Raw genomic sequence first — 24,679 nt, forward strand, 5'->3', positions numbered from 1 at the left:
GCGGAGCCCCGTGGGTGCTCGCTCAGGTTCGGGCGGGCGCTCAGCCCCGGTACTGGTGCACCGCCATGATGGGGTAGTTCATGCTGGAGATGGTGACGCGCTGCGAGCCATCCGAGTTGACGTTGTTGGAGCCGATGAACGTCGGCTTGCCGTCCTTCCAACCCGCGAACATCACCACGTGCTGGCCGCCGTTGGTCTTCATGGAGACCACGTCACCCGGCTTCGCGTCCTTCAGGTCGATGCGCTTGAAGTTGGGGTCCCTGTCCAGCTTGGCCATCAGGCCCATCACGCTGTTGTCGTGCTGCGAGTCGGAAATCTGGCCGGACTGCTCCAGCACGGCGGACACGAAGTTGGCGCAGTTGACGTTGTTGGGGACCCAGTCCTCCATGTCCGCGCCCACGCCGTTCTTCTCCAGCTTCAGCGAGCCCGCGTTCTTGCCCAGGTGCTGCGACGCGATTTCGAAGGGGCTGCCCTTGGGGCCGCGGACGCCGGGGCCGGAGCTGCTGGGGCCCTGCACGTCCTGCGCACCGCCGCTGGTTCCGCCGCCGCCCGTGGCGCCACCCGCGCGGCCCGCGGAGCCGCTCTCGAAGGAGTCCTTCGAACCGGGGATGTTCAGCGACTTGCCGGCGTAGATGAGGTCCGCGTTCTTGATCTGCGGATTCGCCTTCATCAGCGCGCTGACGCTGGTGTTGTAGCGCTGCGCCAGGTGGGAGAGGGTGTCGCCCGACTTGATGCTGTACCTGTTGCTCATGGGGGGCTCCGTAGGGTCTGAAGCGGCGCGAGGGCGCCGCATGTACGTCTTGCACCTATTCTCGGAGCCTGAGACCCGGAGTTGCGTGCCTCTTGATTTTCAAGGCCAGCGCCCCGGAACCCCCCGTGATTCCAGCGAATTCTCCAGAAGGTGGGTCGAAAAACACTTCAAAAGCGTCCTGGCGTCCGCGGAGGCTGCCAGCGCCAGCGAGCTGCCCTACCTTGGGCCGCATGAGCGCGCTGTCCCGGAGATTGAACCTGGACTGGGTGCTGCCCTCGCTGGCGGTGGGGGGCCGCTTCCCCATCGATACGGCGGAGCACCTCGCGGGGGCGCTTGGCATCCGCTGTGTGGTGGACGTGCGGGTGGAGGCCTGTGACGACGAGCACGTCCTGCGCGAGCACGGCATCACCTTGTTGCACCTGCCCACCGAGGACCTTCGGGCCATCCGTGGCGACCGGCTGGATGACGGCGTCGCGTGGGTGACGGACCAGCTGGCCCGGGGCAACAAGGTCTACATCCACTGTGAGCATGGGGTGGGGCGCAGCGCGCTGCTCGCCTTGTGCGTCCTGGTGGCGCTGGGGCATCCACCGTTGGAGGCGCTGTCCCTGGCGAAGCAGCGGCGCTGGCAGGTGTCACCCAGCACGGAGCAACTGCGCACCTTCATGGCGTGGGCGGAGGCCTGGCGTCAGCGGAACGCGGCGACGTGGCGTGTGCCCAGCTTGGAGGAACTGGCCGCGATTGCGCACAGCCACCTGACCCAGCCGCCTCCCGCTTCCCGCGGGAATGAGGACTGAGGGAGCGCCACTAGGGCCGACTTCCACTCCTGGAGTTGCCGCGCTTCCACCGGCAGGCCTGCCTGATTTTCCAGTAGGGGGCCATGCGCTGACCGCCGCGTCCTACGACGCCCACGCTCCAGACGAGGCGGCTCGGCTGCGGCTCGCTACGCGGAGTTGCTGCGTCGTGAGCTGGCCCCGGCCAGCAGCCGTCCTCGGATGGGCGGAGTGGGTGTGGACGCGCGGATGTAATGACGCGCAATCCCGGCTTTACTGTCGTCCCCTGACATCTGGTGGCCCGCGGATGCGGAGGCGCTTGAAGCGGGCGAGGGCTCCGCGCATGGTGCTGGTGTGAGCTCCATTCCTCATCCTGACTTCACGGCCGCGCGTTTCGCCTCCTGCCCGGACGCGCGCTTCCAGCCTGCGCCCGCGGACGGCGTGTTGCCGGAGGGCTTCTTCACCACGACGAATCTCCCCACCTACGTGCGCGTGGGCGGCGCGTGGCGCATGCCGCGCGAGCCGCGCATGGACGGGGCGCTGGTGCTGGATGTGCAAGGCGAGCTGTGGATTCGCGAAGGCCGTCGCGTGCGTGCGGGCGAGCGCGTGGTGGTGGGCCTCGCGGAGGACGGCAGCGAAGGCGTGTTCGTGAACGCCGCCTACCTCGCGGATGAGGGCGAGGGGGAGTTCAAGTTCATGACGAGCGCGGTGTCCCGCGAGAAGCCCATCGACTACGCGCACATGGCCCGGGTGCTGGTGGACGAGCGAGAGCGCGGGGGCTACCCCATCTGGGTGACGGGGCCGGCGCTGGTGCATTCGCGGGCGCGCGCGGACATGACGTGGTTCGTCGCCAATGGCTTCGTGGGCGCGCTGCTGGCGGGCAACGCGGTGGCGGTGCATGACATCGAAGCCTCCATCTTTGGCACCACGCTGGGGATGAGCGGCTCGGGCGAGGCCACCTCGGGCGGCCACGGTTTGCACATGCGCGCCATCAACAAGGTGCGGGCGGCGGGCTCCATCGCCAAGGCAGTGGAGGCCGGGGTGATTACCAACGGCATCATGCACGCGTGCGTGGTGCACAAGGTGCCCTTCGTGCTGACGGGCTCCATCCGTGACGACGGGCCGCTGCCGGACGTGGTGACGGACAACCTGGAGGCGCAGGTGGCCATGCGCGAGCACGCGGTGAAGTCCACCATGGCGGTGATGATCGCCACGGCGCTGCATGCCATCGCCACCGGCAACATGCTGCCGGCGTTCGTCACGGAGAAGGACGGCTCGCTGCGGGAGCTGCCCACCATCTGCGTGGACTCGTCCGAGTTCGTGGTGAGCAAGCTGAAGGACCGCGGCACGCACCAGGCCTTTGGCGTGGTGACGAACGCGCAGGACTTCATGCATGTCCTGCGGCTGTACGTGGAGCGTGACCTGGCGGCGCGCGGGCTGCCGGTGCCGGGGGACGCGCTGAGGAAGTAGCGAGCGCCTCCCGGCCGCGACGGCGGGCCTGGCACCGGTGGCCGGCTCGCCTGGGGGCTTCGCGTCAGAACGACTCTTCCGGCACCTCCATCAGGTCCAGGTTGCCGTGCTCCACCATGCGGGCGGCGTGGGCGACGCCGGGCAGCACCTCGTGGCAGAACCAGCGGGCGCTGGCGAGCTTGCCCACGTAGAAGGCGCGGTCCCCGGGGTTGCTCTTCATGCGCTCCAGCGCGACCTCCGCGTGGCGCACCAGCAGCCAGCCGATGACGACCTCCGCGACGGCGGCCAGCACGCGGTTGCCCTGCAGGCCCACGTGATAGACGGACTCGCCCAGCTTGCCCATCAGCGTGCCGAGCATCGTCTCCAAGTCGCCCAGCGCGCGGCCCAGCGCGGCGCGCTCGGCCTCCAGCTCCTTGCCCTCTCCAGTGCGCTCGGCCGTCTCGCGAATCTGGGACAGCAGGCCCTGGAGCGTCGCGCCGCCGTCACGCGCCACCTTGCGCATGAGCAAGTCGAGCGCCTGGATGTGCGTGGTGCCCTCGTAGAGCGTGTCGATTTTCTGGTCCCGGATGTACTGCTCCACCGGGTAGTCCTGCAGGTAGCCGGAGCCGCCGTGGACCTGGAGCGACAGCGCGAGCAGCTCGTAGGCCTTCTCCGAGCAGTAGCCCTTCACCAGCGGCAGCAGCATGTCGTTGAGCGTGTCCAGCTCACCCGCTTCGGTGGCGCGGTGGCCGCCCTTGCGCTCCACTCCGTCCTGGATGAACGCGGTGTAGAGGCACAGCGCGCGCATGCCCTCCGCGTGGGCCTTCTGCGCCATCAGCATGCGGCGCACGTCGGGGTGACGGAAGATGGGCACGCGGGGCGCCGTCTTGTCCCGGGCCTGCATCAGGTCCGCGCCCTGGAGGCGGTCCTTGGAGAAGGCCAGCGCGCGGCCGTAGCCGGCGGACAGCGTGGCCATGGACTTCACGCCCACCGCCATGCGGGCCTGCTCGATGATGTAGAACATCTGCCGGATGCCGTCGTGGACCTCGCCCAGCAGCAGGCCGCGACAGGGCTTCCCGTCGCCGAAGGTCATCTCACAGGTGACGGAGCCCTTCAGCCCCATCTTCTTCTCCAGCTTGGTGCACACCACGCCGTTGGCTTCACCCAGGCTGCCGTCCTCATTCACCCAGTACTTGGGCACGACGAACAGCGACAGGCCCTTGGTGCCAGGCGCCGCGCCCTCCGGACGCGCGAGCACCATGTGGATGATGTTCTCGGACATGTCCGAGTCACCGTTGGTGATGAAGCGCTTCACCCCTTCGATTTCCCAGACATCGTCGGAGACGCGGCGGGCCTTGGTGCGGGCGGCTCCCACGTCACTGCCGGCGTCGGGCTCGGTGAGCACCATGGAGCCACCCCAGCGGCGGTCCAGCATGTGCGGCAGGAAGCGCTGCTTCTGCGCGTCCGTGCCCAGCCGGTCGATGATGCGCGCCAGCAGGTTGCCCAGCGTGTAGAAGGCCAGCGAGGCATTGGCGCCCACCAGCAGCTCGAACGCGGCCCAGCCCAGGGAGGGCGGCGCGCCCAGGCCGCCCAGGTGTGGCGGCTGCTCCAGCAGGTGCATGCCCGCGTCGAAGAAGGCGTTCATCGCCTTCTTCAGCCCGGGCGGCAGCGTCACCTCGCCATTCTCGAGCTTCGGCGGGTTGTGCTCCGGCTCCTCGAAGCTCTGGGCCAGCTCGTTGGTGCTGAGCTGGGCGAACATCTGGAGCATCTGGCGTGCGGCCGTCTCGTCCAGGTCGCCAAAGGGTGCGTGGCCCAGCGAGGCTCGGCCGATATCGAGGAACTCGAAGAGGTTGAACTCGATATCGCGCAGGTTGGGGACGTAGTGGTTCGAAGACGACATCTCAGGCTCCTCGCGGGTGTGGGGCCGCGAGGCTAACCCGAGATTGATTTGCGAGTCAGTGACTCTTGAGCTGCAGGGTGGGTACCGCGCCCTCGCCGAGGACGAGGTGCACCTGCCCCACCTTGGACGCGAGGTCCTTGTAGGCCTCCAGTTCCTTGAGGCGCACCAGCAGCGGGTTCTCCGCCAGCACCTTGGCCGTCTGCGCCATGGAGCGGGTGGCGGCTGTCTCCTCGCGTCGCAGGATGACGTTGGCCTCCGCTTCCTTCTGCGCCTGGATGACGCGGTTGAGCAGCTCCTTCATCTCACCCGGGAGGACGACGTCCTTGATGCCGAAGCGCAGCAGGTCCAGGCCCACCGTGTGGGCGCGGTCCTTCACCTGGGTGAAGAGGCTTTCGGCCACGGCTTCGCGCGAGGCGAGCAGCTCATCCAGCGTCCGCTCCGACACGGCCTCGCGCGCGGCCAGCTGCATGGCCAGGTAGAGGACGTCATCCGGAGCGCGGGACACGACGGCGAGCCGGCGCGCGTCCGAGACGCGGAAGGCCGCTGACAGGTTGAGGCGCAGCGTGACGCGGTCCTTCGTCATCACCTCCTGGCCGGTGACGTGGAGCAGGCGCTCGCGCAGGTCGATGACGGCCAGATGCACTTTGCGGGCGACGGTCCACGCGGCGTGGCGGCCCGGAGGAAGTTCGGCGTCCAGCACGCCATCCACGTAGCGGAGCACGACGGTGCCCTCGGTGGCGGTGGCCTCTGTGTAGTCGCTGGCGGGGACCAGGGCACGCACGTCGTCACGCAGCGGCGCCGTGGTGACACCCGAGGTGTCCACGCGCTCCACGCGCACGGTGGGCGCGCCGGGCGTCAGCTGACGGCTGGGAAGGCGCTCCACCGTCCACACCGGTGCAGGCCCCGGCCGAGCCACCGCACGGGACGGCCCTTGTGGAAGAGGATGGCGCGCTCGTCGGCGCTCAGCTCCACGACCTGCAGGTCCGTCTCCGGGACGAGGGCCAGGAACGCCGGGTCGAACTGGACGAGCGGCTGCTCGGTGCTCACGCGCACCAGCCGCACTTTTCGGAAGGGGTGGAGTAGCCAGTACCGGCCGGGAACGAGGTAGCGCTCCGGCTTCTCGTCCACCAGCACGAACGCCCGCTCATTCTGCCCGATATCCACACGCATGATGCTCATCGCGCACCTCCTTTCCCCCTCCGGGGGAGCTTGAAGAACCGGGACGTTTCAGTGCGCGTTGTCGCGCGTGTCCCGGGTACTGCTGAAAAGTGAGGGCCCCACCGTTCACGGACGTGGAGCGCGGACTGTCTGTCCTGGCCGCTTCCTGGCTGCTCGCGCCTGCGCGCCGGGCACCTCCGCGGACGGCGGCAGGGGCTTCCGCAGACGGCTCGGAAGGGGCCCTGTCGCCCTGGCGGAACGCCGGGCATCGAGGTGGGAGGAGTGGGAAGCGGTGGACCCGCGCTCACGTCAGCTCGCGGCGGAACCCTCTGGATTGAACGAAGGAATCGAACCTTCTCCGCAGGATTTGGACCTGTGCTCTACCAGTGAGCTAGTTCGGAGCCAGGCGCATCTGGCGCCTGCTGCCTGTTGGACCCGACGGGGGCCCGGCCGGGCGGTCCGATATGAGGAAACCACTGCGAGCGATGGACACGGGAACACCCTCGCCGGCACCTGGGCGCAGCGCGCCCCTGCCCGGAGTTGGGAGCCCGGGGACAGCCCCATGACGCCTCTGGATTCCGCCGAGGTCGAGCGACGGGACGCGGCGTGGAGTCTGACATGGCGAAAGGCGCCGGTGTCCAGGCTGCCCTTGCGCATGCTGGAATGGGCGGGTCGCGCTCCGCATCGGGCCCCAGGCATCGGAAGTCGGGCGCCGTGCCTTCCTATTCGCATGTGCGAGGAGTGGTTCCATTGCGTCAGTCGAGACTTGTTCCGATGGGCGTCGCCCTGCTCCTGCTCCAGTGGGCCTGTGTCGCCGGAAGGGAAGCTTCGTCATCGCCGGAGACGGGCGCTGCCTATGTCGTGTCGCCGTCCGCTGAAGGGCAGGGGGAGTCCCACGGTGCCTTCTTTCCCCTGGGGTGGGATGAAGGTACTGGGTACGCCGGAACGGAACCACTCGCGCTCCGGCCGGTGAGGCGGGGAGGCGGTGGTCGCCCAAGTCGCCAGCCGCCAGCGCTCAATCCTCGGCCATCACCCATGCAGACCCAGGTCACTGCTCGCCGGAGCGCGGACCATGCGGTGGTCGTCCAGGCTCGGCAGGTTTATCAGCAGCGGCTGCAGACGGCTCAGGCGACCTACCCGAACAGCATTGGGTATGAGAACCACCACTTCATCCCGTTGTACCTGGGCGGTGCGAGTAACGGGCAGACGTACCGGTTGCCGACCGCGTACCACAAAGCCGTGACGCAGCAGTTCCGCCGAGCCTGGCCGTATGGTCAGGGGCGTCGACCCACACCGCAGGAGCTTCGCATTCCATCCCCCAGTTGATTGGCATCACGCCTTGAGCATGCGAGAGACCATCGAGTTCAGAATCGCCGAGCGGGATGCTCGGGAGCACCTTGACCCGGGGCTCGGCGTCTCGTTGGGCGGCTCCATCCGCAAGGTGGTGCTGCCCGTCGACGATGCCTGCGTCGCACGGATTGCACAGCTCAACCACGCTTACGCGAAGCAGGGTGGCGCGTTCTTCATGTCCTGGCGCCTGCATCGGCGCTACACGGCACGGGAGCTTCAAACCGCGGAGGTGCTCAATCTCGTCGTTCGCGCGTACTTCGAGCCGACAGGGGCCATGTGCGGTACGGCGTATGATGAGGCATCCACCTGCCGGCACTGTGGCGCAGGCGCTCGGCAAGTCTCCGACCTCATCCTCGACACCCGACGCATTCCGAAGGGCAAGGACGTCGCCCAGACCCTCGCTGGAGAGGTGGTGGTGTCATCACGGCTCGCGTCGGCCTTCCAGATGCACGGTCTTCGCGGTGCGGAGTTCCGGCCGGTGCTTCATCAGGGGAGAGGCAAGCTCCTTCCTTCGGATTGGTTCCAGCTTGTCGTCACTTCGAAGCCCCTGACGCTGAATGCGAGGACGGTGGCGGGAAACAATCCGTTCGACCTCGACGAGCGCAACGTATTCCGCTGCCCCTCGGGACACACTGCTGGCCTCAACCAGATTTCGGAGCTGTACGTCGACCGAGCCAGCCACGATGGCGCTGACCTGTGGGTGACCGATAAGTTGTTTGGCGACCGGCGTGGAGAACTGAGGCCCGAGCCGCGCTTGCTCATCTCCCCGCGTCTCCGCGACGCACTGCAGGCGATGCGTGCGCAGGGGTATGCACTTGAGGCCGCCCACTTCGTGTGAAGGGGCAGCCCGCGGCTGCGTGCCTCGGCGCTACTTCACGGCGTCAGCGTCCTGGGGCACCAGTGGGATGGGCGCCTTCGCTGTCTGCTGCGCGGGCGTTGCCAGGATGGCCTCCTCCGGCTCGGCGGGCTGGAAGGATGGTTCAGGCTTCATCTGCGTGCACTCAGACGCGTTCCGGACACCCGGCCGCTTCTTCTTTGAGGACGCGCGTGACTGATTCGCCTTCGCCTTCGTCGCCGGCGACAGTTCGCACATGAGTGGTGTGTCGTCCGTGGTGTCGATGATGGGCTTCACCACCCTGGGAGGTGGCGCGGTCTGAGTGTCCTGCGACGACGAGCTCCGTCGTGCCGAGGACGACACGTCACCCCGGAGCGCCGCGTCGCTGCGCTGCGTGGAGTCGGTCTGCGTGTTCGCCAGCCCCTCGCTGCTGGACGTGGAGGTGGCCGTCGCCACCGCCGAGGGCGCGGGCTTCTTCGCTGCTTCGCCCAGTGCCTCCGCGAGCAGGTTGTTGCTCTCATGCATCTGGTTGCGCGCCCGCTCCATGCTGGCGTCGTGACGCGTGAGCTGCTCCGTGAGGATGGCTTGATGCTGGTTGCGCTCCTTCTCGATGCTCGCCTTCAGCGTGTCCCGCTCCCGCGCCACCTCGCTCAGCCGCTGCTCCAGCGCGCCCTTCTCCGTGTTCAGGATGGTCTCCGCCCGGGCCATGCAGGCTGCGAGGACCTTCTCCTCGGACTCCCGCTCCGGCAGGGGTTCGCTCCGGTTCCATGCCACCAACGCGCTGCTCTGCCAGCGGTAGTCCGTGTGCATCACGCACTCCTGCACCAGCCGCGTGAGCCGGTCCTCGGACCACACGGGCACGGGCCGAGCGCAGGGCCCCACTTCCTCCTTGAGCGTGGAGGGAAAGGCCCGGGTCTGCTTCACCCAGCAACCGTCCCGCTGCTCCATCCGCACCGAGGTACACGCGCTCGCCACCATCGCGAGCGACACCGCAGCCACAAGCCTCATGTCTCCCTCCGTCCCCTACGCCCATTGGCCCGTGCTTCTCTGCGGGACGGTAGGAACGGCAAGGGCCCGCGCCCATGCCCGTGAACCCTGGAGCCGTGTGGGAATGTCCGGGGACAGACCTTCAACGGCAGGCGAGCGAGCGTGGAGCGACCCACCACGGTGTGTTGGCCAACGCTCCTTCCCGTGTGGGCGAGGCACAGTCACATCGCCCGCGCCTGCCCGGTTGCTCCGCGAGGCCGCTCAGCGGAGCAGCGCTTCCGTGTGGCCTAGCAGCTCCGGCCCACCGGGCTGTCCGTGCCCCGGGACCACCACGCGCGCCTCCGGAAACCGCTGCCGCGTCCGCGACAGGCTCGCGGGCCAGGCCGCCACGTCCGCGTCCGCGACGTTGCCCAGGTTCGTCGAGGCGCCGTCCTTCACGAAGCAGCCGCCGAACAGCACGCCGCTGTCCCGGTGCCACACGACGATGTTGTCCTTCGCGTGGCCCGCCCCCGGGAAGAAGAGCTCCAGGGAGCCCACCGTGCTCGTCTCGGCGAAGGTCTCCGTGGGGCCCGGCAGGCCCAGGGACGTGGCAATCCGTGCCGTCTCCTCCAAACCATGGACGGGGATGCCATGCGGGACGAGCGCCGGGACACCGCCGAGGCGATCCTCATGGAAGTGCGTCACCACCGCCGTGCGGACCGGACGCCGAAGCGTGTCCCGGGCCCAGTCGAGCAGCAGCGCGCCCTGCCGTGCATCCCAGCCCGTGTCGATCAGCAAGGACGTTTCACCGTCCTCGATGATGAGCCCGTTGGTGGAGACGCGGCCGAATGGCTTCAACGTCACCACCGTGACGTGCAGCCACACGCCAGGCGCGAGCTTCCGCACGCTCACGTCATCCGCCAGCACGTATTCGTCCGGACCCTGGGACTGCGCCTCCACGGGGATGTTCCGCTCCATCGTCGCGGCCGGCGTGGAGCGGGTGCAGGCGGTGCTCAGGGTGATGAGAAGAGCACCGGCACAAAACCAACGAAGGGGAAGCAACGTCATCGTCAAGAGGCCTCGGCAGCGGCGATGCCGCGTCGGAGTGGAGGAATTCGAGCGGCACACCAAGGCGGGCCTGGGACCAGCGCGGTGTGCCCCGGTTGTACCGAATCAGTGCGCCTCGGAGAGATGGGAGGTGGTGAGCCAGCCCTTGCCGTCGAACCGGTAGCGCCAGGTGGCATTCCCCTCACCCCAATCGACCAGTCCCTGTCCCGGGGGCAGGGACGCGTCATTGGAGACATCGCGCTGAAGGCAGCTCAACTTCCGCGGCAGCGTCTGGACTTCCCGCAGGTGCCCGCCTCGCGTGAAGAGAACCCGCACCGGGACGGGCCGGTTGCACGAGTATCCCTCGCCCGGAAAGGCATAGTCCTGCTCTCCGTCCTGGTCGAAGTCACCCGGTACGCACGGCCAACCGTTCTTTTGCAGGGCGTCCAGGTCCACGCCGATCTCTCGAAGGTGGGGCGCCGCGTCTCCGACGTTCCCTACGCACAGGCACCGGAAGTTCGTTTCCGGGTCGCATCCGCTCTCCACGAGCGCAATCGACACGCTCGGCGGCGTTGTGTCGCCGCGGAGGGGGGCCTCCGCACAACCCACGGCCATTGCCAGCAGAGACGCCCCGATGCAGGTCCAACGCAGCCGAATCACGTGTCGATGCCTCCTGGGAGGAGTCCAGTGCAAGCCTCGTGCACACCTTGGAGTGGCCGGGCTGTGGCCCTCAGGCACCAGAAGTGCGGTCCTGGAGCCACGCGCTCAGCGCCGCTCCACCTCCCACCACCCGAACCACATGGTCCGCTGTTCCGTGAGCTGCACCCAGCCGGGCGCATGCGCGTACGTGCGTGGGAGCAGCCCTGCTTCCGTGACGGCCCGGGCGGTCTCCTCGAATGAGTACAGGTGCAGCGTCACCGCCGGCCCCGCCGTTTGAATCGGCTGCACGGGCGCCTCGTGCCCGTCCAATCCCGGCCGCCGCTCCAGCACGGTGAAGAGCAGCTTGCCGCCCGGCTCCAGCGCCTCCGCGAGGTGTTTCAGCACGCGCGGCAGGTCGTCGCAGAAGTCCAGGCAGCCAATGGCGAGCGCGACGGTGAAGCGGCCCCAGTCGGGAGGAATTGGCTGGTGGTAGCTGTGTACATGCCACGCGCCACCCGGCCGCGCTGTCCGAGCCAGCGCGAGCATGTCCTCGGAGAGGTCGGTGCCAACCACGGCGATGGAGACGTCCAGTCCGCGGGTGTGAAGCCCCGGCCCACACCCCACGTCGAGCACGCGGGCGCCGGGCGCCACCACCGCCGCGAGGAACCGCTCCACCCGCTCCTCGTACCGGTGCAGGGCGGGGAAGAGCGCCTCGTAGGCCGAGGCAATCTCACCGTACACCTGCTTCACGCCCTCTTCCTGTGCATCCCGCGACACGGTTCCTCCGGCTCGTGCGAGCGCCCTGGCGGCGGACCTGCTTCGCTCAGGCACCGGCATGCCGCACCCGCCGGGGAAGGCCTCGGCGGGGAACCCTAGCATGCGGCATCTGCTTCAGTCCGCGACCTGCCGGAACACCGCGAGCGAGCGACCGATGAGCTCGAACGTCTCACCTTTCACCGGCTCCGGTCCCCGGTTGTCGTCGGTGGTGCAGAGCTCCAGCTCCCATCGCTGGCCCTGCGCGGCGGGCGGCAGCTTGTACGTCACCGGCTCATGGTGCGAGTTGAGCAGTATCAGCAGCGCGTCACCGATGATGCGCTGCCCGCGCTCGTCCGGCGTGGGGATGGCGTCGCCGCCCAGGAGGAATGCCAGCGAGCGCACGAAGGGCTTCTCCCAGTCCTCCGCCTTCATCTCCGAGCCATCCGGCCGGAACCACGTCAGGTCCTTGTGCTCGGAGTCCCACAGGTGCTGGCCCTTGAAGAAGCGGCGGCGCTGGAGCACCGGCTGGCGGTGGCGGAAGTGGATGAGCTTGCGCGTGAACGCCAGCAGCTTCCGCCGTCGCTCATCCAGGTTCCAATCCACCCACGACAACTCGTTGTCCTGGCAGTACGCGTTGTTGTTGCCGCCCTGCGTGCGGCCCATCTCGTCACCCGCGACAATCATCGGGATGCCGGTGGACAGGAAGAGCGAGGCCAGCAGGTTGCGCTTCTGCCGCTCGCGCAGGGCGATGACGTCCGCTTGGTCCGTCTCACCCTCCACGCCGCAGTTCCACGACTGGTTGTCGTCCGCGCCGTCACGGTTGTGCTCGCCGTTGGCCTCGTTGTGCTTGTGGCTGTACGTCACCAGGTCGTGCAGCGTGAAGCCGTCATGCGCGGTGACGAAGTTGATGCTCGCCTGGGGCCGCCGGCGCGCCTCCGCGTACAGGTCCGCGTTGCCCGTGAGCCGGTAGCCCATCTCACTGGCGAGGTTCTCATCGCCCTTCCAGTAGCGGCGCAGCGCGTCCCGGTACTTGCCGTTCCACTCGCGCCAGGGCGGGGGGAAGCCGCCCACCTGGTAGCCGCCGAGGCCCACGTCCCAGGGCTCGGCGATGAGCTTCACGCGGCCGAGCACCGGGTCCTGGTGGAGAATCTGGAACAGCGCCGCGTCGCGGTCGAACGCGCCTTCACCCGTGCGGCCCAGCACCGTGGCGAGGTCGAAGCGGAACCCGTCCACGTGCATCTCCGTCACCCAGTAGCGGAGGCTGTCGATGATGAGCCGCGCCGCCTGTGGGTGGGACGCGTTGATGCTGTTGCCGCACCCGGTGAAGTCCAGGTAGTGCCGCCCGTCTGGCATCAGCCAGTAGTAGCTCGCGTTGTCGATGCCCTTGAGCGACAGCGTGGGCCCCAGGTGGTTGCCCTCGCAGGTGTGGTTGTAGACGACGTCGAGGATGACCTCGATGCCCGCGGCGTGCAGGTCCCTCACCATCGCCTTGAACTCGGCGACGGCGGCGCCAGGCGTCTTGCGGCTGGCGTAGTACTGCTCCGGCGCGAAGTAGCCCAGCGTGTTGTAGCCCCAGAAGTTGGACAGCTTCTTGTCGTCGAGGAACGAGTCGTCCGCGAAGGCATGCACCGGCAGCAACTCCACCGACGTCACGCCCAGCTTCAGCAAATGCTCGATGACGGGCGGGCAGGCGAGGCCCGCGTAGGTGCCACGCAGGTGTTCGGGCACGCCGGGGTGGCGCATGGTGAGGCCGCGCACGTGAGCCTCGTACAGCACCGTCTCGCGCCAGCTGATGTCCGGGCGCCGGTCATTGCCCCAGTCGAAGTAGTCGCTCACCACCACGGACTTGGGCACGCCCGCCGCGCTGTCGCGTTCGTCTCGCGCCAGGTCCTGCTGCTCGTGCCCCAGTGGATAGCCGAACACCGGCTGGCGCCAGTCCACGTCGCCGTAGAGCGCCTTGGCGTAGGGGTCCACCAGCAGCTTGTGCGGATTGCAGCGGTGGCCCTTGGCGGGCTCGTACGGGCCATGAACGCGCAGACCGTAGAGCGTGCCTGGCTCCAGGCCAGGCACGTAGCCGTGGTGCACGAAGTCCGTGGACTCCGGCAGGCCGAACCGTTCGATTTCGCGCGCCGGGTCCGCGGGGGCGAACAGGCAGACCTCCACGCGGGTCGCGACCTGGGAGTAGATGGCGAAGTTGACCCCTGAACCATCGAAGGTGGCGCCGCGAGGCCAGGGCTTGCCCGGCCAGACTTCCCTACTCATTGCAGGCTCTCGATTCTGATGGAAAGGCCTGCTCAATGTGGGATGGCACCTCTGGGCTGGCAAGCGTCACGCGGCGACAGCGTGGTCCAGTGAGCGCCAGGTCCCCAGCGCCCAGTCCTGCTCGTCCGGGTCGTCGAAGCTCACCACGCACAGGGCGCGGCGCTTGCCCGAGGTACACAGGGCGGTCAGCCGGCACTCGCCCGGCTCCATGCGGAGTGAGGCCCGTCCGCTGACCCGCTTGCCGTGGTGCTCCAGGTCCATCGCGCGGCGCTCCATGAAGGAGGGCATGAGGCTGTCGGCGCCACCGTCCTCCAAGGGGACGAAGCGCACGCTGCGCCGATGGTCCCGGGCCACCCATGTTCCATCCTGCAGGTGCGCCTCCGCGAGCGACCCCGGGATGCGAATCTCCCAGCCCGCTGGCAGCGCCACCTGGACCTCACCGCGCCGGTAGCCCATGGGCGGGCCGCCGGTGCCTGCGAGGCGCGCTGGTGGACTTCCTCGGCCAGTGTGCCGCCCACGCCCAGGAAGCCGAGCACCTCCTGCCACTCCCGCCACGGATAGGCCAGGGACGGGTCCTCGCGCCAGGCCTGCTCCAGCAGGCGGGCCACGTCACGCATCAGGTGGCGCTCGTCGTCCAGCAGCGGTGGGCGCCAGACCACGTCCGTCCACAGGCGGCACCGGGCGCGATTGAGCCGCATGCGCGCGTCGATGCCCGGCGTCCACCAGGGGAACACGTCGATGCCCCTGCGCGGGTCCTCGTAAACGTCCACCAGCCAGCGCGTGTCGCGAGGCCCCAGCGGCGTCAGCAGCGCACCGGGATATTCGAAGGTGTGGCCGAAGCGCATGGACAGCGCGAAGCCGGACTCGCCCTGGCGGCGCATGCGCAGCACCCACCCCACGGCTTCCTGGAGCGACGCCAGCATGTGCACATCCACGGGCCCGGCGTCTCCCGTGTGGAAGTAGCCGGTGGGGTCGCCGCCCTTCGAGGACGCGCGCTCAGCCGCCCAGACGATACCGAGCGCGTCACCCATGGCCCTCAGTGTGTCGCAGAGGAAGCGGTGGTAGCCGGGGCCCACGGTGGACGTCTCCGCGGACACGGAGACGTGGGCGCCCGAGGTGGCCACCAGCGCGACATCGCCCGCCGCCGGGTGCAGCCGCAGTCGGAGCGTGGGAGCGCCCAGGGGGCCGGTGCCCAGTACGGCGCTTTCGAGCAGCTCGACATGGCGCTCGTGGAACCACGACGACATCCGCTGGAGCCAGGGGATGGGGCCCTCGGGAGGGGAGAACAGGTGTTCGCTTTCCCGTCGCCTGCCGGCCAATGCCAACTTCACGCTCATCACATCCCACCAGATTCTGAACCGTGCTTCAGGTTCGGTTCACTATTTCAGCGTGGCTCTCCTCGACGGTGCCACCGACGGGCAGTGGCTGCCCGCTCGTCCTCAACGTGGTCACGCACGGCAGGCGTGGGTTCATCCATACGGCGGGCCGTGCGCGGGCAACCCATCTGAAGTCATGAGCATCCGTCCAGGCAGGCGGTCAGATGCCAGGTGCCCATTTCGGAGGGGGGCTCCAGGTTGGAGGAAAGGAGGCCGCCATGAGCAAGAAGGACGTGTTGCACATTCCACCTGAAGCCATACCCACCGCGCCTGATCGGAATGCAGACACCGAGGACGAGGAGCGCTCGCCGCGCGGCAGTCCGCCCGCGTTGCAGCCGGAGGGTGGTCCCGCTGGCACGCCGGGGACGGGTGGCAGCCAACGCATCATCGAGCCGGTGAAGTCACCGCAGCCGTATCCGGGCTTCAGCGTGAGCTGAGTCCCACGCTGATGACACAGGGCGATGCCCGCGGCACAGGCGCCGCGGGCATCGTCTCTTTCGCTGTCGTGGCGTGCGCCACAAAGGGCAATGCCCGCGGCACGGTCGCCGCGGGCATCGTCTCGTTGCCGTGAAGTGCGGGCCGGCTTAGCGCGTCGAGCCCGTCTCCGGGAGCGGCGTGGGCGGCGTCACCCGGGTGTCCGGGTCCGTCATGCCGCTGCCGCCGGTGCCCGGCTCCAGCGTGGAGTCGTCATTGGCATCCATCTCATCGGTGTCCGTGTTGTCGAGCGGCTCCACGTCACCCGCGCCGCCGGTGCCCGGCTCGCTGCTCATGTCCGGGTCCAGGTTCGGGTCCACCTCCGTACCCGTGCCGCCGGTGCCCGGGTTCAGCGTCGGGTCCGCGTTCGGGTCCACGGTCTCCGACTCGGGCGACAGGGCCGGGTCATCCATGCCCGTGCCGCCCGTGCCAGGTGGTGTCGTGGTGTCCGTGCGGGTGTCCGTACTCGTGCCGGTGTTCGGGTCACTCATCGTGCCCATGCCGCTGGTGTCAGTGGTGTCTGTCGTTTCTCGGGTCGCGCTCGAGTCGGACTTACAGGCGGTGCCAAACGCGAGGGCACCGGCGGCGAGAGCGGCAAGGACGGCCTTCGTCTTGAGGAGCTTCGTCATGGTTCGTTCTCCGGTCGGTTTGTGTCTGACTGCTGCTGGCCGGGAACGTGAGCAGCCGATGGGCGGTCTGCTAGAGGCCCCTCCCATGGCCGCCTGCTCTTCAGGCGGCGGCGGAAATGAGACGCGGGGACGGCTTGCCGTGCGGGCAATGTCTTTCAGTCGGCGCTGTTGGGGCCCACCAGTCGCGGGCGGTCGTCTCCCCGATTGCCCTGCGCGCGTCTGCGGAGCGAGTCACGCCAGTTCGGCGTCAGCAAGGGACACTCCGCCAGCAGCGCGGCGTCCTCCGGCGCGTGGCCGTGCATGGCGTGGTTGGCGAAGGCGACGGTGAAGGTGGGAAAGGGGCGCTCGAGCAAGGCCATCGCGTCGCCTTCCTGGACGGGCCCTTCCTCCAGCACGCGGTAGTACCAGCCGGTGCGGCCGGTCTGCTGGAGCAGCAGCGACAGGTCGCGCTGTCCCCAGCGGCGCGCGGGCTTCCAGCAGGGCTGGCGAGGTTGGGATACCTGCACGCGTGCGCCGCCCACGCGCAGCACGTCTCCGATGCAGACGTCCGCTTCCGTGACATGGGAGAGCACCCAGTTCTCGCCGAACGCGCCGGGGCCCACGTCGGCGCGCGCCGGCGTTCGCGCCAGAAGTCGTAGTGCGTGACGGGATAGGCGAAGACCGCCTTCTCCGGGCCGCCGTGGACCTTGCGGTCCGCCTGGCCATCTCCGGCGAGCCCCGTGCGTGACAGCCACACCGGGCCCGTCACCGGCTCCTTGAAGATGGCGCTGGTCCAGGGCCGCTCCAGCGGCGAGGCGGCGCCGGCCACGCCCAGCTCCCGGGGCATGCCCACTCGCAGCGACAACAAGCGCGTCACGAGGGTCTCCATGCCCGCGGACAAAGCAGGCGCGGACGCGCCTGTCCAGGATGGCAACGCCCCATCCGCGGCGCCGCGAGTCCCGCGGTGCCGGATGGGGCGCTGCTTCAGGGGGATGCCGCGAGGGCTAGAAGCCGGTGCCGCCGTCGTTCATGACGCCGGAGGGCGCGGGGACGGTGTTGGACGTCCCGGTGCCCGTCGGAGTGTCGAGTCCGGGCGTGGTGCCGATGCCGGCGTGGGCAGCACCCCGGAGCCGCCCGTGCCCGCGTCCGTGTTGTAGGGCGTGGTGCCCGGAACGGTGGACGTGGCGCCCTCCGCGCCCGTGTTGTAGGGCGTGGTGCCCGTAGCGCCGGAGCCGCCCGTGCCCGGCGTCGTCGTGGACGTTCCCGGGGGCAGGGTGTTGGGGTTCGTCGCCGGGGGCAGGGTGTTGGGGTTCGTGTTCGTCGAGCCCGTCTGCGGCGTCGTGCCGGGGCCCGTGCCCGGCGTGGTGTTGCCCGGCGCGGTGCCCGGCGTCACCGTCTGTCCGGTGGACGGGTCCACCTGCGCCACCTGCACCGGAGCCTCCGTCGCGCTACACGCGGTTCCCAACGCCAGGGTACCCGCCAGTGCCCCGGCCCACATCCAACCCCGCTTCATCTGCTTCGCCATGCTGCTCCCTCCGTCGTGGGTGTGTGTTTCAGCTTGCGTGCGTGGGCTCGCCGCGCCCCGAATGGCGCGGCGGCTCCCGTTTCTGCGATTCCTTTCGGGCGGAATGGCGCTTCAGCCTGCGCTCCGACAGCACCAGCAGCAGGGCCGGGAAGGCCACCAGCATGATGAGGAGGTTGGTGGCGAAGCCCAGATTGGCAAGTGCGCCAATGGAGTTGAGGCCCGGGTGGTCAGCGAGGAAGAGTGCACCGAAGCCCATCGCGCTGGTCAGCAAGCCGCCGCAGATGGCCTTCCCCGTCTCCGAATACACCGACACGAAGTCATGGCCCGGTGACGACAATCGCGTCAGCAGGTGCACCCCCGCGTCCACCGTCGTTCCGATGAGAATCGGGATGACGAGGATGTTGAGGTAGTTGAACTCCAGCCCCAGCAGCGGCATCAGCCCCAGCAGCGCCACCAGTGACACCACGGTGGGCGCCATGCACAGCAGGGCGATGCGCAGGCCGCCCAGCGTCAGCCACATGGCCAGCAATACCGCCAGCGTGGTGCCGCCGAGGATGAGTGGTGCCTCGTGCGTCACCATGTCGAGGATGTCCGCCATCACCATGGATTCGCCGGCCGCGGAGACACGCGTGCCTTCCGGTGTCCCCACGCCGCGAACCTCCCGCGCCAGCGCGCGGACCGCCATCCCGTCCGACTGGTTCACGGACGGGTAGACCATGACGAATCCCCCCGACGTGCCCTGCCGGCCCAGGAACTGTTGCTGGACGCTCGGCGGCAGGTCGTCACGGGTGAAGGGGGGGGAGGCCGCCTGCCTGCGCAGCGATGCCACCTGCTCCCGTTGCCGTGCATCCAGCCGGTCCTCCGGGACGCGCTCCAGCAGCCGCGCGATGTCCTGGAGGACGCGCTGCTTGCGCGGCTGGTCCTCGGGGACCAGCGAGGACAGCGAGGCCACGAAGTCGATGGTGGAGTCCTTGCCCCGCTCGCGTTGCCGTGCTTGGAGCCGCTCCACCATCGCCTGCTCCTCCTCGGGCGATTGGGTGAGCACCACCACCGGTGTCTGCGAATAGCCGATGAGCCGGTTGACCTCGCGGTCCAGCGTGAAGGACGGCAGGTCCTGGTCCTCCAGCGAGCCGAAGTCGAAGTCGAAGCGCACGCGCCCCGTCTGGCTCAGCAGCCCCAGCAGCAGCACGGCGGACACGGCGGTGATGACGTGGCGGCGCCGCATCAGCAGCTGGCCCGTGGGGGAGTGCGCGGTGGTGACGGAGGAGCGCCGGGGTGTCCACCCCCAGCGCGAGGCCAGCCCCAGCAGCGCGGGCAGCACCAGCACGTAGGCGGCGATGAGCACCACCATGCCCACGCCCGCGATGACGCCGAACTCACGGAACGCGCGGAAGCGCGAGGCGCCCAGCACGAAGAACGTGACGGCCGCCACCAGCGCGGAGACGAGCGCCGCGCCGCCAGTGTGCGTGAAGGACGCGCGCGTGGAGGCCTCGGACGTGTGGCCTTCGCCGCGCAGGTGCAGGTAGCGCCCCAGCAGGTGGATGCCGTGCTCCAGGCCGAGTCCTCCGAGGATGGCGCCCAGGAAGCCCGTCAGGAGATTGACCTCGCCGAAGACGAGCGCCACCAGTCCGTACGTCCACGCCAGGCCCGCGCCCACGGGCGCCAGCACCAGCCCCACCGCCAGCGCGCTGCGGAAGTGGAAGAGGAGGTAGAGCAGCATCAGCGCGGTGGCCACCGCCGAGGCCACGCCGATGTCGCGCGCAATCTGCTTCTGCTGGTCCAGCTTCTTCTGGAAGGTGCCGGTGATGTCTACCTTGAAGCCGGGCCCGTACTTCGACAGGTCCTGCGCAGCGAGCAACCCGCGCACCTCATCGGTGACCTTGCGCGAGAAGCCCAGGTCCGCGGACGTGGTGTCCGGCTTGGCCAGGAGCACGATGCGGCGCTGGCCCTCATCCAGGTAGTAGTCACCGTGGCTGGTGGCCAGCCGCTGTCCGGCCCCGCCCGTGTACTTCGCCTCCAGGTCGGAGAAGTCCAGGGACGGCGGCTCCTCCTCCACCAGCGGCACGTAGAGCGGGTTGGCCTGCTGCTGTTCCCACTGGAGCCGCGCCTCCAAGCGGCGGTGCACCTCCCGCAGGTCCTCTTCCGACAGGAAGTACAGGGCCCGGTCGCGGAAGAAGGCGCCGGGGCGCTGCGCCTCGACGAAGCGGATGCCGGGCAGGGCTTCCAGCTTGGGCGCCAGGTCGTCCGCGAAGCGCTTCAGGGACGCGGGGTCCGCGCCTTCCCCCACCACCGCCACCCAGCCGAGCGCGCCGAAGCGGCGCTCCAACTCCCGCAGGTCCTGCACGCTCTCGAAGGAGGACGGGAGCAGGTCCACGAGGTTGGCGTTGAGGTGCAGTCCTCGCGCGAGGAAGCCGCCCAGGGCGGCCAGCACCAGCACCAGCAGCAACGCCAACACCGGACGCCGGTGGTTGTGCGCGGCCATCGCGCCCAGTGCCTGCTCCACGCGCCCCATCCACCGCGGCTCGCCCGGAGGTGTCGTGTCGTTCGGATGCGGTTCCATCATCGGCCCGCGGCCACCACCCGCGGCCCCGGACCTCCCGGTCGCGCGGAGGGCGGAGCGGCCTCCCCTCCCTCGTGTGCTCGCATGCGCGAGCCCGTGTCGCCGGGGAACGTGACCACGGTGGGGGTGCGATGCAGGCGTCCACGTCCGCTTGTCTGCCCACCAGGTAGGGACAGCCAACAGCGCGGATGGGGGCCATCCAACCCGTCACATCCTCCAGGGCACCGGCGTGTCGGGTGTCACAAGCAGGCGAGCATTCGCTCAAGGGACGCGTTACATGAGGCAGGTGATTCGTAGCCTTACTTTCCGCCTCACGGCATAAACGCGTTGACTCTCCCGTTAGCGCGTGCCCAAGGTGTCCGGCGATTCGGCCAGTCAACAGATGCAGGTGTCGCAAGCATGAGTGAGAAGCGTTGGTCGGAGCGGTTCGAGGGCGTCATGGGCCGCCTGGCGGTGCGGAACCACCGGAAGCCCTTCCAGGCGCTGCTCCTGGCTCTGGTGCTCACCGTGCTCGGCGCGTACTTCGCCAGGACGCTGACGCTCAACGCGGACTTCGTGGGACTGCTGCCGAAGAACTTCCCCAGCGTTCAGGACATCGAGAAGCTGCGCAAGCGCTTCGGCGGTCAGGGCAACGTGGTGGTGGTGGGGATGGGCGCGGATCCGGAGGTGCTCAAGCGCTTCGCGGACGACATGGCGCCGAAGCTCGGGGAGCTGTCGGAGATTCGCTACGTCTCCCACCAGCGGCCCCGGTCCTTCTTCGACGAGCATTCGCTCTACTACGTGGACGTCGACGACCTGGAGACCATCCAGGAGCGCATCGACGCGCGCATCCTCTGGGAGAAGCAGCAGGCCAATCCGCTCTTCGTCTCGCTGGTGGAGGAGGACCCTCCGTCAGTGGACTTCGCTGACATCGAGCAGAAGTACACCGGCCGCGCCAACCAGCGCCTCTCCGGGCAGGGCGACCTCTATTACATCAACCCCACCGAGCGCATGGTGGTGCTGATGGCGAAGCCTCGGGGCAGCGCCGCGGACCTGAACTACTCGAAGAAGGTCGTGGGCCAGGTGGAGGACTTCCTGGCGCAGCAGGACCTGTCGAAGTACGGGCCCGGCTTCAAGACGGCCGTCACCGGCACCTTCAAGAAGAAGATTGATCAGCAGCGCGTCATTGTTGGCGACCTGGCGAGCGCGTCCACGCTGGCCATGGTGTTGCTGCTGGCGTACCTGGCCTTCCACTTCCGCAGCGCGTTGTCGGTGGGCCTCACGATGGCGCCGGTGATGGCGGGCCTGGGCTGGACGTACGGCTTCGTGGGGCTGGCCTACGGGCAGGTGAACCTCCTGACGGGCTTCCTGGCGGCGGTGCTGGGCGGCCTGGGCGTGGAGCACGGCATCCACCTGTTGGGGCGCTACACGACGCTGCGCTCGGAGGGGATGAACTCCGAGGAAGCGGTGGATGAGTCCTTCCGGCACACCGGCTTCTCCTCGCTCATCGCGGCGCTGGTGGCGGCGCTGACCTTCCTCAGTCTGGCCATGTCGGAGTTCAGGGCGTTCCGCGAGTTCGGCATCATCGCCGCGGTGGGCATGCTGGTGAGCATCTTCTCCTACGTGCTGCTGCTGCCCGCGCTGCTGGGGCTGGCCACGCGCTTCGGCTGGTCGCCGCGGGTGCAGCAAGAAGGGGCGGCCGGGCCGCTGAGCCTGCTGGCGCGCTGGCTGCCGCGCTCCTACCGGGGCGTGGGCATCGTGGTGGGCGTGGGCGTGCTGGCGCTGGTGTCACAGGCGTACCGCATCTCGTTCAACTACGACTCGCGCACGCTGGAGGACTACAAGCAGGCGTCGGCGGTGCTGGACCAGAAGGTGAACGACATCCTGGGCTACTCGCAGACGCCGGTGGTGGTGCTCACCGATTCGCAGGAGATGGAGCGCGAGGTGGTGCGCCAGTTGGAGGCGCGCAAGGCGGCGCGGGGCAAGGAGTCCACCATCGACTTCGTGGGCGCGCTGGATGACCTGGTCCCCAAGCGTCAGGACGAGAAGCAGGCCATCCTTCAGGCCATCTCCGCGAAGTTGGAGAAGCTGGACCCGGAGCGGCTGCCCGAGGACACGCGCAACACGCTGGTGCGCGCGCTGAACATGGCGAAGGCGAAGCCCTTCACCCAGGAGGCCCTGCCCACCAGCGTGCGGCACCAGTTCGAAAGCCTGGATGGCAGCACGGGCGGCGTGGTGCTGGTGTACGCCGGTGGCGTCAGTCTGTCGGACGGTGAGGGCACGCGGAAGTTCGCCAAGGAAGTGCGTGGCCTGCAGATGCCGGACGGCAGTCAGGTGTCGGCGGCGGGTGAGGCGCTCATCCTGGCGGACATCCTGGACATGGTGTCGCGCGAGGGGCCGCGCATCCTCGCGGCGGCGGTGCTGAGCGTGCTGGTGGCCATGTGGCTGACGCTGGGCAAGCTGCGCACCGCGCTCATCTGCATGTTGCCCACGCTGCTGTCCGTCGTCGGCCTGGTGGGGCTGATGTCGCTGCTGGGGCTGCAGTTCAACTACCTCAACATCATGGTGCTGCCGGTGCTGGTGGGCACCACGGTGGACGCGGGGGTGCACCTGGTGCAGCGGCTGGGCGAGCGCGGCGCGGACTTCGTCTCCGTGTACGCGGAGACAGGCCGGGCGATCATGGGCGGCCTGCTGACGAGCGCCATCGGCTTCGTCGCGCTCATCCTGGCGAAGCACCCGGGCCTCAACTCCATTGGTGACCTGGCCAACCTGGGCTTCGGCATCAACATGGTCATCGTGCTGCTGGGCTTCCCGTCGCTGCTGCTGCTGGTGGAGCGCTGGCGCCGCAAGCACAGCACGTCCTCGGAAGAGCAGACCGAGCAGCCCGCGCCGGAGGCGTGAGGGCCGCTGGCCGCTGGCTGCTTCGCTCGATATGAGTGCCTCGAGGTGGGCGATGACGCGGATGTGGATGCGGAGCAGTGGGCAGCGGTGGCTGATGCTGGCGACCGTCGGGGCGGCGGCCCTGGCCGGCTGTCGTCACGGTTCGGAGCGCGAGGAGAAGAGGGGCGAGACGCGCTGTGCCGAGTCTCGGAACCTCACGTGTGTCACCGGGGTGAACTGCACCATGGACCGCGAGCGCGGCTGTGAGGTGTGCCGGTGCTCCACGGCGAGCGGGCTGGAGCCCACCGATAATCGCAGGCCCGCGGCCATGGAGCCGGAGCGGCGCTGGTAGTCGCCGCGTGCTTCAGCACCCGATGACGGGATAGTCCGCGGGGCGCAGGAGGAGGCGCCACGCGTTCCCCTCGCGGAAGAGCAGCCCGGTGACGGCCTGCCCCTTGAGTCCCACGTGGACCAGGTACTGCGTGTCGCCGCCGACGCGCAGTGAGGCGACGAGCTCCGTGGTGGCCTCGCCGTAGTCCGCGAAGCTGACGACGAGTGGCCGCCGGTCGACGTAGAGCAGGGATGCGCCAGGGGAGTCGCCCGGCGCGATGTGCGGCGCGCCTGGGAAGCACTCCAGCCGGGTGAAGGGGCCCTGTCGTTCCTGCGTGCACGAGTCCAGCGGGACGCGTGTGTCGTCGTTCTGGCCATCGCGGCTGGACTCCAGCGTCACATGCCCTTCGGGCGAGGTCTTCCACCGGTAGCCAGGGGCGGGGATGCCTGCGGGCGTGAAGGGGTCGGCGCCTTCGTCCACGGGACGCTCGAACGCGTCCGAGGTCCACTGCCCCGGGACAGGACGCTCCCGCTCCGTCTTGGGCGCGGGCATGCTCACCGTGCCGGTGACGGTGCCCGCCAGGGCCACGATGTGCTCACCGATGTCCGGCGTCCCCTTCGCCTGTGTGTAGACGCCCACGGTGTGGCAGACGGGCGGCAGGTCCACGTCCTCTTCGACCGTGCACACGGACTCCGTCCGCTGGAAGCGCGCCACGGCCATGCCCTGCGTGCCGACGAGCGTCATGACCTGGAGCCGTGAGGCCACGTCCTCCGGCGCCTGCTCGCCCAGGACGACGCGGGCGGTGCGGCCGGAGACCGCTTCAATTTGATACGGCGCGGTCCACCGCTCCTCGGCGGCGGCCCCGAACGAGGCCAGCGTGACTCCCAGCACCATGGCGTAGCGCATGACGTCCTCCTGATGAGGGCTGGGATAGCAACGCGCGTACCAGGGACTGGAGGCTCGGACTGCGGCCCGCCAGCCACACCCTGGTGTCAGGCCGCCCGCCGTGGCGCCGCTCGAGGGCGTGCCGCAACGAACGCGCGAATCCGCCGATTCGGCGTGA

At 69.0% G+C, this 24,679-nt stretch carries 21 protein-coding genes, 1 tRNA gene and 1 pseudogene; 7 read left to right on the forward strand and 16 right to left on the reverse strand.

Going from position 1 to position 24,679, the window contains the following annotated elements; all coding sequences use genetic code 11:
* Positions 1-40: 40 nt before the first annotated feature.
* Positions 41-751 (reverse strand): LysM peptidoglycan-binding domain-containing protein, encoded by a 711-nt coding sequence (locus tag QEG98_RS02540; protein WP_316565609.1) that lies wholly within the window; start codon positions 749-751, stop codon positions 41-43.
* Positions 752-981: 230 nt separating this feature from the next.
* Between QEG98_RS02540 and QEG98_RS02545 the strand changes: the two genes are divergently transcribed.
* Together QEG98_RS02545 and QEG98_RS02550 are read left to right on the forward strand one after the other, a co-directional pair.
* A complete protein-coding gene (locus QEG98_RS02545) occupies positions 982-1,545 on the forward strand; it encodes a dual specificity protein phosphatase family protein (protein WP_244171450.1) in 564 nt (187 codons plus the stop codon).
* A 330-nt stretch (positions 1,546-1,875) separates the two neighbouring features.
* Positions 1,876-2,991 (forward strand): hypothetical protein, encoded by a 1,116-nt coding sequence (locus QEG98_RS02550; RefSeq protein ID WP_316565610.1) that lies wholly within the window; start codon positions 1,876-1,878, stop codon positions 2,989-2,991.
* 64 nt (positions 2,992-3,055) lie between these two features.
* Here QEG98_RS02550 and QEG98_RS02555 read toward each other — a convergent pair whose 3' ends face one another.
* The 4 genes from QEG98_RS02555 to QEG98_RS02570 form a co-directional block, all read right to left on the reverse strand.
* Positions 3,056-4,870 (reverse strand): acyl-CoA dehydrogenase, encoded by a 1,815-nt coding sequence (locus QEG98_RS02555; RefSeq protein ID WP_201423558.1) that lies wholly within the window; start codon positions 4,868-4,870, stop codon positions 3,056-3,058.
* A 55-nt stretch (positions 4,871-4,925) separates the two neighbouring features.
* Complete coding sequence (locus QEG98_RS02560; RefSeq protein WP_316565611.1) at positions 4,926-5,753, reverse strand: slipin family protein; 828 nt, start codon at positions 5,751-5,753, stop codon at positions 4,926-4,928.
* On the reverse strand, positions 5,726-6,049 hold the full coding sequence (locus tag QEG98_RS02565) for a hypothetical protein (RefSeq protein ID WP_316565612.1): 324 nt from the start codon (positions 6,047-6,049) through the stop codon (positions 5,726-5,728). Before QEG98_RS02565 ends, QEG98_RS02560 begins: the two co-directional genes overlap by 28 nt.
* A 313-nt stretch (positions 6,050-6,362) precedes the next feature.
* Positions 6,363-6,427, reverse strand: a tRNA-OTHER gene (locus QEG98_RS02570).
* A 636-nt stretch (positions 6,428-7,063) separates the two neighbouring features.
* Here QEG98_RS02570 and QEG98_RS02575 point away from each other — a divergent pair.
* Both QEG98_RS02575 and QEG98_RS02580 read left to right on the forward strand, forming a co-directional pair.
* Positions 7,064-7,354 carry a hypothetical protein gene (locus tag QEG98_RS02575; RefSeq protein ID WP_316565613.1) on the forward strand — a complete coding sequence of 97 codons (291 nt, stop codon included), beginning with the start codon at positions 7,064-7,066 and terminating at the stop codon, positions 7,352-7,354.
* Positions 7,355-7,373: 19 nt separating this feature from the next.
* On the forward strand, positions 7,374-8,216 hold the full coding sequence (locus QEG98_RS02580; protein WP_316565614.1) for a hypothetical protein: 843 nt from the start codon (positions 7,374-7,376) through the stop codon (positions 8,214-8,216).
* A 30-nt stretch (positions 8,217-8,246) separates the two neighbouring features.
* Here the strand turns inward: QEG98_RS02580 and QEG98_RS02585 are convergent, their stop codons facing one another.
* The 6 genes and pseudogenes from QEG98_RS02585 to QEG98_RS02610 all read right to left on the reverse strand — a co-directional run bounded on the left by QEG98_RS02585 (position 8,247) and on the right by QEG98_RS02610 (position 15,220).
* The gene (locus tag QEG98_RS02585; protein ID WP_316565615.1) at positions 8,247-9,221 is read right to left on the reverse strand and encodes a hypothetical protein; all 975 of its coding nucleotides are present in this window, start codon (positions 9,219-9,221) and stop codon (positions 8,247-8,249) included.
* Between the two features lie 240 nt (positions 9,222-9,461).
* Positions 9,462-10,247 carry a subclass B1 metallo-beta-lactamase gene (gene bla, locus QEG98_RS02590; RefSeq protein ID WP_316565616.1) on the reverse strand — a complete coding sequence of 262 codons (786 nt, stop codon included), beginning with the start codon at positions 10,245-10,247 and terminating at the stop codon, positions 9,462-9,464.
* Positions 10,248-10,352: 105 nt separating this feature from the next.
* On the reverse strand, positions 10,353-10,787 hold the full coding sequence (locus QEG98_RS02595; protein ID WP_316565617.1) for a hypothetical protein: 435 nt from the start codon (positions 10,785-10,787) through the stop codon (positions 10,353-10,355).
* 204 nt (positions 10,788-10,991) lie between these two features.
* Positions 10,992-11,744, reverse strand: coding sequence for a class I SAM-dependent methyltransferase (locus QEG98_RS02600; protein ID WP_316565618.1), 753 nt, complete (start codon positions 11,742-11,744; stop codon positions 10,992-10,994).
* Between the two features lie 12 nt (positions 11,745-11,756).
* Complete coding sequence (gene glgX, locus QEG98_RS02605) at positions 11,757-13,883, reverse strand: glycogen debranching protein GlgX (protein WP_316565619.1); 2,127 nt, start codon at positions 13,881-13,883, stop codon at positions 11,757-11,759.
* Positions 13,884-13,949: 66 nt separating this feature from the next.
* Positions 13,950-15,220, reverse strand: a pseudogene (locus QEG98_RS02610) (hypothetical protein).
* A gap of 257 nt (positions 15,221-15,477) precedes the next feature.
* On the opposite strand from QEG98_RS02610, the gene QEG98_RS02615 reads away from it, so the two are divergent.
* Entirely contained in the window at positions 15,478-15,696 is a 219-nt protein-coding gene (locus QEG98_RS02615) for a hypothetical protein (protein ID WP_225909704.1), read from the forward strand.
* 147 nt (positions 15,697-15,843) lie between these two features.
* Here the strand turns inward: QEG98_RS02615 and QEG98_RS02620 are convergent, their stop codons facing one another.
* From QEG98_RS02620 to QEG98_RS02635, 4 genes are all read right to left on the reverse strand, one after another.
* Positions 15,844-16,362, reverse strand: a complete 519-nt coding sequence (locus QEG98_RS02620; protein WP_316565620.1) for a hypothetical protein — start codon at positions 16,360-16,362, stop codon at positions 15,844-15,846.
* 155 nt (positions 16,363-16,517) lie between these two features.
* Positions 16,518-16,964 (reverse strand): MOSC domain-containing protein, encoded by a 447-nt coding sequence (locus QEG98_RS02625; protein ID WP_316565621.1) that lies wholly within the window; start codon positions 16,962-16,964, stop codon positions 16,518-16,520.
* 404 nt (positions 16,965-17,368) lie between these two features.
* A complete protein-coding gene (locus tag QEG98_RS02630; RefSeq protein WP_316565622.1) occupies positions 17,369-17,866 on the reverse strand; it encodes an Erp protein in 498 nt (165 codons plus the stop codon).
* Positions 17,867-17,894: 28 nt separating this feature from the next.
* A complete protein-coding gene (locus tag QEG98_RS02635) occupies positions 17,895-20,426 on the reverse strand; it encodes an efflux RND transporter permease subunit (protein ID WP_316567811.1) in 2,532 nt (843 codons plus the stop codon).
* Between the two features lie 399 nt (positions 20,427-20,825).
* Here QEG98_RS02635 and QEG98_RS02640 point away from each other — a divergent pair, with 399 nt between their 5' ends.
* Positions 20,826-23,306 (forward strand): efflux RND transporter permease subunit, encoded by a 2,481-nt coding sequence (locus QEG98_RS02640; RefSeq protein WP_316565623.1) that lies wholly within the window; start codon positions 20,826-20,828, stop codon positions 23,304-23,306.
* 52 nt (positions 23,307-23,358) lie between these two features.
* Positions 23,359-23,637: a hypothetical protein gene (locus QEG98_RS02645; RefSeq protein WP_090486621.1), complete on the forward strand. Its 279-nt coding sequence runs from the start codon at positions 23,359-23,361 to the stop codon at positions 23,635-23,637.
* A 12-nt stretch (positions 23,638-23,649) separates the two neighbouring features.
* On the opposite strand, the gene QEG98_RS02650 is transcribed toward QEG98_RS02645, so the two are convergent.
* Complete coding sequence (locus tag QEG98_RS02650) at positions 23,650-24,522, reverse strand: hypothetical protein (protein ID WP_316565624.1); 873 nt, start codon at positions 24,520-24,522, stop codon at positions 23,650-23,652.
* Between the last annotated feature and the right edge of the window lie 157 nt (positions 24,523-24,679).

The sequence above is a fragment of the Myxococcus sp. MxC21-1 genome (assembly GCF_032612255.1).
In the GTDB taxonomy this organism is placed as follows: domain Bacteria; phylum Myxococcota; class Myxococcia; order Myxococcales; family Myxococcaceae; genus Myxococcus; species Myxococcus virescens.